The 6206-nt window shown below is 62.4% G+C and carries 5 protein-coding genes; 3 read left to right on the forward strand and 2 right to left on the reverse strand.

What is annotated here, in order from left to right; all coding sequences use genetic code 11:
- Window positions 1-79: 79 nt before the first annotated feature.
- Together pncB and nadE are read left to right on the forward strand one after the other, a co-directional pair.
- Entirely contained in the window at window positions 80-1285 is a 1206-nt protein-coding gene (gene pncB / locus PMI38_RS24020; protein ID WP_008099948.1) for a nicotinate phosphoribosyltransferase, read from the forward strand.
- Between the two features lie 3 nt (window positions 1286-1288).
- Window positions 1289-2116, forward strand: a complete 828-nt coding sequence (gene nadE, locus PMI38_RS24025) for an ammonia-dependent NAD(+) synthetase (protein WP_008099950.1) — start codon at window positions 1289-1291, stop codon at window positions 2114-2116.
- A gap of 120 nt (window positions 2117-2236) precedes the next feature.
- Here the strand turns inward: nadE and azu are convergent, their stop codons facing one another.
- Complete coding sequence (gene azu, locus PMI38_RS24030; protein ID WP_008099951.1) at window positions 2237-2686, reverse strand: azurin; 450 nt, start codon at window positions 2684-2686, stop codon at window positions 2237-2239.
- Window positions 2687-3035: 349 nt separating this feature from the next.
- On the opposite strand from azu, the gene PMI38_RS24035 reads away from it, so the two are divergent.
- Window positions 3036-3623, forward strand: coding sequence for a TIGR00730 family Rossman fold protein (locus PMI38_RS24035; protein ID WP_008099955.1), 588 nt, complete (start codon window positions 3036-3038; stop codon window positions 3621-3623).
- A 119-nt stretch (window positions 3624-3742) separates the two neighbouring features.
- Here the strand turns inward: PMI38_RS24035 and PMI38_RS24040 are convergent, their stop codons facing one another.
- Window positions 3743-6043: a YgiQ family radical SAM protein gene (locus PMI38_RS24040; protein WP_008099957.1), complete on the reverse strand. Its 2301-nt coding sequence runs from the start codon at window positions 6041-6043 to the stop codon at window positions 3743-3745.
- Window positions 6044-6206: the final 163 nt, after the last annotated feature.

The raw sequence follows: 6206 nt of genomic DNA on the forward strand, positions 1-6206 counted from the left end.
CGATAGGGCCGGTACAGACACAACAAAATTGAAAAGACTGGCACAATGACCGCCATTCGCCGCTTCTGGAGCCCCCTTGATGAGCGAGAGCGCATTCGCCGAGCGCATCGTGCACAACCTGCTCGACACCGACTTCTACAAGTTCACCATGATGCAGGGCGTGCTGCACAACTACCCGGACGCCGATGTGGAATGGGAATTCCGTTGCCGCAATGGCGAGGACTTGCGTCCCTACCTCGGCGAGATCCGCAACCAGCTCGAACTGCTCAGCGACCTCACCCTGGATGACGGCCAGCTCGCGTTCCTCGAACGCATCAGCTTCCTCAAGCCCGACTTCCTGCGCTTTCTGCGCCTGTTCCGCTTCAACCTGCGCTATGTGCAACTCGGCGTCGAAAACGACCAGCTGTTCCTGCGCCTGAAAGGCCCGTGGCTGCATGTGCTCCTTTTCGAAGTGCCGCTGCTGGCCATCATCAGCGAAGTCCGCAACCGCCACCTGCATCCGCACATGCGCCTGGCCGAAGCCCGCGACCAGCTGTACCGCAAGTTCGACTGGCTGCGCGCCCACGCCAGCGACGACGAACTGGCCGCGCTGCAAGTGGCCGACTTCGGCACCCGCCGGCGCTTCTCCAGCCGTGTACAGGCTGAAGTGGTGCGGGTACTGCGCGACGACTTCCCAGGCCGTTTCGTCGGCACCAGCAACGTCGACCTGGCATGGAAACTGGATATCAAGCCGCTGGGCACCATGGCCCACGAGTGGTTCATGGCCCACCAGCAGCTCGGCCCGCGGTTGATCGACAGCCAGATCGCCGCCCTCGACTGCTGGGTACGCGAATACCGCGGCCTGCTCGGTATCGCCCTGACCGACTGCATCACCATGGATGCGTTTCTGCGCGATTTCGACCTGTACTTCGCCAAGCTGTTCGACGGCCTGCGCCACGACTCGGGCGAACCGGTGGCCTGGGCGGAAAAGGCCATCGCCCACTACCAGAAACTGGGCATCGACCCGATGACCAAGACCCTGGTGTTCTCCGACGGCCTGAACCTGACCCGCTCGCTGGAAATCTTCCGCGCCCTGCGCGGTCGCATCAACGTCAGCTTCGGCATCGGCACCAACCTGACCTGCGATATCCCGGGTGTGGCGCCGATGAACATCGTGCTTAAAATGACCGACTGCAACGGCTCGCCGGTGGCGAAGATCTCTGACGAAGCCGCCAAGACCCAGTGCCGCGACGCGAACTTCGTCGCCTACATGCGTCACGTATTCAAAGTCCCCAGCAAGGAGTAACCCATGCAAGCCGTTCAGCAAGAGATTGCCCAGGCGCTCAAGGTGCAGCCGCCGTTCGAAGGCGCCGCAGCGCTCGAGGCCGAGGTCGCCCGGCGCGTGGCGTTCATCAAGGGCTGCCTGGCCAACGCCCGGCTCAAGACCCTGGTGCTGGGCATCAGCGGTGGCGTCGACTCGCTGACTGCCGCCCTGCTCGCCCAGCGCGCCATCAACGAGCTGCGCGCCGAAACCGGCGACCAGGCCTACCGCTTCATCGCCGTGCGCCTGCCGTATCAAGTGCAGCACGACGAGCACGATGCCCAGGCCTGCCTGGACGTGATCAAGGCCGATGAAGTGCACACGGTCGACATCGCCCCGGCGGTGCGCGCACTGGCAAAGGAAGTGAAAGCACTGGAAGGTGGCTCGCCAAGCCTGGTGGACTTCGTTGTCGGCAACGTCAAGGCGCGCACGCGCATGGTGGCGCAGTACACCATCGCCGGCGCCCGTGCGGGCCTGGTGATTGGCACCGACCACGCCGCCGAGGCAGTGATGGGCTTCTTCACCAAGTTTGGTGACGGTGCGTGCGACCTGGCGCCACTGAGTGGCCTGGTGAAAAACCAGGTACGGGCGATTGCGCGCAGCTTCGGCGCACCGGAATCACTGGTGGAGAAAGTGCCGACCGCGGACCTGGAAGACCTGGAGCCGGGCAAGCCGGACGAGGCTTCGCATGGGGTGACCTACCAGCAGATCGATGCGTTCCTGCATGGACAGCCGGTTGCCCAGGAAGCGTTCGATATCATCGTCGCCACCTACCGCAAGACCCAGCACAAGCGCGAGCTGCCGTTCGCCCCGTAAAAGCTTCGCGGGACAAGCCCGCTCCCACAGGTACGCCACTGGATTCGAAACCGGTGGGTAACCTGTGGGAGCGGACTTGTCCCGCGAATGGAGGGCAAAGCCCTCCCCTGCATCAGCTCATTACTTGACGATGACTTTGCCTTTCATCATCGAAATGTGGCCCGGGAAGGTGCAGAAGAAGCTGTAGTCGCCACCGGCTTCCAGCTTGGAAGTGTCGAACTTCACTTCGGTTTCTTTCTCAGGCGCGCCGATCATCGCGGTGTGGGCGATGATGTTGGCGTTGTCCTCCTTCAGATAGCCCTTCTCGATGCCCTGGCTCATGCCTTCAGTGGCGATGCCTTGCATGTCGGCGGTCTTGCTGATCACCAGGTTGTGGCCCATGACATTCTTCGGCAGGTTGCCCGAGTGGGTCAGCTTGACGGTGAACTCTTTGCAGCTCTTGTCGACGGTGAATTCCTTGGTGGTGTAGGACATTTGGTCCGTCGATTCGACCGTCACCGAGCACTCGGCTGCGAAGACAGAGGCGCTGGCGAGGGTCAGCAGGGATACCGCTACAGCTTTCGCAAACATCATGAATCTCCTTGGCAGGGTTTTATCAATTGCGAGACTGCCCGAAACCGTTCATCCCCTTGCTGATATGAATCAAAGTGGGTGTCAAGTGGACAGTCAGTAGAATTGTTCGATGGATTGTATACAACCAATCTAAGAGCACATCATGCCCTTTTACTGGACGATGGGACAACCTCTCATTTAGGAGCAATGCCAATGTCCCTCTCGAATTTCATGAACAGCCTGCTCGCCGCCTACGCCCAGGGTGCCACTGGCGTCACCTGTGAATTCTCTCGGCCCGAGTGAAAGTGACCTTGGAAGCGGCAGGTCTGCGCTTTACCCTATCACGCCAAGTGATTGGAGATGAGCAATGCCCGTACGTTCCGTTTGTGTGTTCTGCGGCGCCAGCATCGGTGCCAACCCTGCTTACCGTGATGCAGCCATCGCCCTTGGCCAGGCCATCGCTCGCCGTGGCCTGACCCTGGTCTACGGCGGTGGCGCCGTCGGCCTGATGGGCACCGTCGCCGACGCGGCCATGGCGGCGGGTGGCGAGGTCATCGGGATCATCCCCGAAAGCCTGATGAACGCCGAAATCGGCCACAAGGGCCTGACCCGGCTGGAAGTGGTCGACGGCATGCACGCGCGCAAGGCGCGCATGGCCGAGCTGAGCGATGCCTTCATCGCCCTGCCGGGTGGGCTGGGTACGCTGGAGGAGTTGTTCGAGGTGTGGACCTGGGGGCAGCTGGGCTATCACGCCAAGCCGCTGGGGCTGCTCGATGTGAACGGTTTTTATGAAAAGCTCGGCGGGTTTCTCGACCATATCGTCGAGGAAGGGTTCGTGCGGCCGCAACATCGGGCGATGTTGTTGCTGGAACAGCAGGCGGATGCGCTGCTGGATGGGATGGAGCGGTTCGAGTCACCGGTGTTGCCGAAGTGGGTCGACAAGAAGCCTGACTAGTTTCTTCTGGCTGTACATCGAACCTGTGGGAGCGGGCTTGTCCCGCGAATGCGCCAGTGAGACCACCATTGCATTCGCGGGACAAGCCCGCTCCCACAGGACCTTGGGCAGCCTTTCGATCAGCGCGGGAGAACGGGCTGGCGCGGTTTCTTGTTGCCCTTGCCACCCTTGGCGGCTTCCTTGCGCTCCTTGGCCGCCTGCTGGTTACGGGCAAATGCCTCGGCCTTGGCCTTCTCACGCTTGTCCCACGGATTGCTGCCATCGCTGCCACGCGGTGGCAGGCCGGTATGCTGGGTCAGGATCTTCTGCTCCTTGGCCACCTTGTGGCTGCCAGCCGGCGTCGAGTTCTTGCGCCGGGCACTCTGGTAAGAGTCGGTCTGCGGCTGGTGCAGCGGGATCAGCTGGTGCTTGCCCGGCCCGATCAGGTCGGCGCGGCCCATGCGCTGCAGCGCTTCACGCAGCATCGGCCAGCCCTTCGGATCGTGGTAGCGCAGGAACGCCTTGTGCAAGCGGCGCTGCTCGTCGCTCTTGACGATTTCGACCCCTTCGCTCTTGTAGGTCACCTTGCGCAGCGGGTTCTTGCCCGAATGGTACATGGCCGTGGCCGAGGCCATGGGCGATGGGTAGAACGCCTGCACCTGGTCGGCGCGGAAGCCGTTGCCCTTGAGCCACAGGGCCAGGTTCATCATGTCTTCATCGGTGGTGCCGGGGTGCGCGGCGATGAAGTACGGAATCAGGTACTGCTCCTTGCCCGCCTCTTTCGAGAACTTCTCGAACATGCGCTTGAAGCGGTCGTAGGAACCGATGCCAGGCTTCATCATCTTGTCCAGAGGGCCACGCTCGGTGTGCTCCGGGGCAATCTTCAGGTAGCCGCCAACGTGGTGGGTAACCAGCTCCTTCACGTACTCCGGCGATTCCACCGCCAGGTCGTAGCGCAGGCCCGAGGCGATCAGGATCTTCTTCACACCCGGCAAGGCACGGGCCTTGCGGTACAGCTCGATGAGCGAGCTGTGGTCGGTGTTGAGGTTCTCGCAGATGCCGGGGAACACGCACGACGGCTTGCGGCAGTGCTTCTCGATCTCGGGGCTCTTGCAGGCGATCCGGTACATGTTGGCGGTCGGGCCGCCGAGGTCGGAGACCACGCCGGTGAAGCCCGGCACCTTGTCGCGCATCTCCTCGATCTCGTTCAGGATCGACTCGTGCGAACGGTTCTGGATGATCCGGCCTTCGTGCTCGGTGATCGAGCAGAAGGTGCAACCGCCGAAGCAGCCACGCATGATATTCACCGAGAAACGGATCATCTCGTAGGCCGGGATGCGCTCCTTGCCGTAGGCCGGGTGCGGCACACGGGCGTAGGGCATGCCGAACACGTAGTCCATCTCTTCGGTGCTCATGGGAATGGGTGGCGGGTTGAACCACACATCCACTTCGCCATGCTTCTGCACCAGGGCGCGGGCGTTGCCCGGGTTGGTTTCCAGGTGCAGCACGCGGTTGGCGTGGGCATAGAGCACCGGGTCGTTGCGCACCTTCTCGAACGACGGCAGGCGAATCACCGACTTTTCCCGGGTCACGCTCGGGCTGTCGAGGATCTGCACGACCTTGGCTTCGTTCGGGTCTTCCTGGTCACCTTTGGCTTGCTCGATGGCGCAGGCCTGGGTGTCCTGGGTGTTGACGTACGGGTTGAGGATCTTCTCGACGCGGCCCGGGCGGTCGATACGGGTGGAGTCGATCTCGTACCAGCCTTGCGGCGTGTCACGGCGCACGAACGCGGTGCCGCGCACGTCGGTGATGGACTCGATCTTCTCGCCGTTGGACAGGCGCTGGGCCACCTCGACCACCGCGCGCTCGGCGTTGCCGAACAGCAGGATGTCGGCGCTGGCGTCGATCAGGATCGAGTGGCGAACCTTGTCCTGCCAGTAGTCGTAGTGGGCGATGCGACGCAGCGAGGCCTCGATGCCGCCGAGCACGATCGGCACGTGCTTGTAGGCTTCCTTGCAGCGCTGGCTGTACACCAGGCTGGCGCGGTCCGGACGGCTGCCGGCCAGGCCACCTGGGGTGTAGGCGTCATCGGAACGGATCTTCTTGTCCGCGGTGTAGCGGTTGATCATCGAGTCCATGTTGCCGGCCGCGACGCCGAAGAACAGGTTCGGCTCGCCGAGCTTCATGAAGTCGTCTTTCGACTGCCAGTTCGGCTGGGCGATGATGCCAACGCGAAAGCCCTGGGCTTCCAGCAGGCGGCCGATGATGGCCATGCCGAAGGACGGATGGTCGACGTAGGCATCACCGGTCACGATGATGATGTCGCAGGAATCCCAGCCGAGAAGATCCATCTCCTCCCTGCTCATTGGCAGGAAAGGTGCTGGCCCGAAGCATTCGGCCCAGTACTTGGGATAGTCGTAGAGAGGTTTGGCTGCTTGCATGTCAGTGACCGGTTCTGGTGTGCAGGGAAATCGCGGGCGCGGAATATAGCACAAATTTTGACCAAATCCGACGGCAGAGGTCGGATTCATGTGTAGCTGCTACTGGCCCTATCGCCGGCAAGCCGGCTCCTACAGATACGGCGGGGTATCTGTGGGAGCCGGC

This window comes from Pseudomonas sp. GM84 (assembly GCF_000282535.1).
Taxonomy (GTDB): Bacteria; Pseudomonadota; Gammaproteobacteria; order Pseudomonadales; family Pseudomonadaceae; genus Aquipseudomonas.